Genomic DNA, 1652 nt, shown 5'->3' with positions numbered 1-1652 from the left:
GCTGGGCATGGCATCGCGCTCTTCTCGGGCTCGCCACATCTGTCGCAAGCGGTCATGCATCGCTTCAAACCGGCCCTGGGCACTCCAACGGCGAAAGGTTTTGTAGACGTTATCTCAGTGCGGGAAGTCTTTCGGCAATAACCGCCATGCACAACCGGTGCGCACCACATAGCAGCAGGCGTCCACCAAGGCACGTCGTGGAATCTTGGCGGGGACACCACGCTCGCCTTCGCGCTCGAACAAGTCTTGCACCAAGTTCCATTCTGCGTCGGTCAGCGAACTGGGATAGTGTTTCCCTGATTCAGGCGGACGATGACGATCTTGATAACCATAACGTTTGCTGGCCTGATCAGCCGTTGTGGTCGAGGGAGGTCTCAACGGCTTGACCCGGACCACCCCTAGGGTCGCAAGCGCCTTGCGTAAGGTGGCGCTGTGGACTTGCACGCCTGTCCGGATTTGAAAGGCTTTAACCAACTCATCCCGCGTCGCCAAAGGCTGTTCCAGCGCTAATTCGCGCAATAGGCTCAGGTCTGAAGGCTTGATTTTTTCCGGCCGCCCTTTTCGTTTCATCGCTCACCTTTGCGATAGCACAGAATGGATGAGATGGCCAGTGCACGCGCTAAAAAGCGTTTTGCCAAAGCCCGCGATCGCAATGTGCAGATTGGGGATTTCCCCGAGATGGTTAGGTGCTATACGCATTGTGTAAAAAGGGGTGCAAAGCATCAATGGGATATCGAACCGTAAAGGCGGCGCGCGAGGGCGTGCAGCGGATTCCGATTTTGGCGTGCTGTTGGCGGCCCTGGAACGTCTCCAGGCTTCCGGTGTGCTGGGGTTACGGGTGGAATTGTCCAAGGATACGAAGCAGGAAGGGACAATTCTGGTGATCAGTCAAACGGCTCTTCCTGCAGAGGTCGAGGCCGATAGATTGCTGGTCAGAAAACTGTTGGGTCTGCGGCCCGAGCTAAAAGAATTTAAAGTTGTTTATGGGGCGGTGGCTGAAAAAGATGACGTTATCGCCGTGCAGACGCGTTCCGGTTTCCAGATCATGAATCTACTGGGTACCAATGTCGAAGTGCCATCTGAGCATATTGCCGAACAAAGGACTTATCCGCCGTTTCAGGAGCCGGAAGGTGCCCAGGCGCTACCGCCTCTGATCAGGATTCATGCGGAAAAGTCGCTGCCGTCAGATGTCTTTGCAGCGGTGAAATATCGCGACTATTGGTATTGGATAGATGATCGCGACTTCAGGTCGAAGGCCATCTTTACCTTCCTGATGATCATCATGACACTAGCGGAGAATGACGAGAAAGTCCAACCGCCGATCGTCACGATACAGGGGAATTAAACAGCGGCGCATGCAAGGTTGGGCATGCTATTCGCGCGGATTTTTTCCTGGGTTAATAGGATTTTTTCCCTACATTACATATGGCAACTAGGGTAAGCGCCTCGAATCCATCTACCAACAAAAAATCGCCGCACTCGACGACCTGAAAAATCCCTGCTTCACTAGGCTTTCAGCGGCCAGCTTTAAGGTGGCGGGAACCGTTAACGCTCAAGTTGACCTAATCGAACGATTTGGACTAAATTATCGGAACAAACTTCCCGTCTTAGGAGGGTGCCATGCAAACTTTCACCGCCAACGAAGCCAAAAT

Annotated in this window: 2 protein-coding genes; one reads left to right on the top strand and one right to left on the bottom strand. The window is 53.5% G+C overall.

Annotated elements, in window-relative coordinates:
* Window positions 1-114: 114 nt before the first annotated feature.
* Entirely contained in the window at window positions 115-570 is a 456-nt protein-coding gene (locus C2U68_RS20985; RefSeq protein ID WP_140914420.1) for a transposase, read from the bottom strand.
* A 142-nt stretch (window positions 571-712) separates the two neighbouring features.
* Between C2U68_RS20985 and C2U68_RS20980 the strand changes: the two genes are divergently transcribed.
* Complete coding sequence (locus C2U68_RS20980) at window positions 713-1345, top strand: hypothetical protein (protein WP_140914419.1); 633 nt, start codon at window positions 713-715, stop codon at window positions 1343-1345.
* Window positions 1346-1652 lie beyond the last annotated feature (307 nt).

The organism is Methylomonas koyamae, assembly GCF_006483455.1.
Lineage (GTDB): Bacteria > Pseudomonadota > Gammaproteobacteria > Methylococcales > Methylomonadaceae > Methylomonas > Methylomonas koyamae_B.
Note: the sequence above shows the minus strand (reverse complement) of the source record. Positions and strands in the feature narration are given on the sequence as shown.

Excerpts from the sequence above, each read along its gene's own strand:
- C2U68_RS20985 (WP_140914420.1), bottom strand. The coding sequence starts at position 570 with ATGAAACGAAAAGGGCGGCCGGAAAAAATCAAGCCTTCAGACCTGAGC.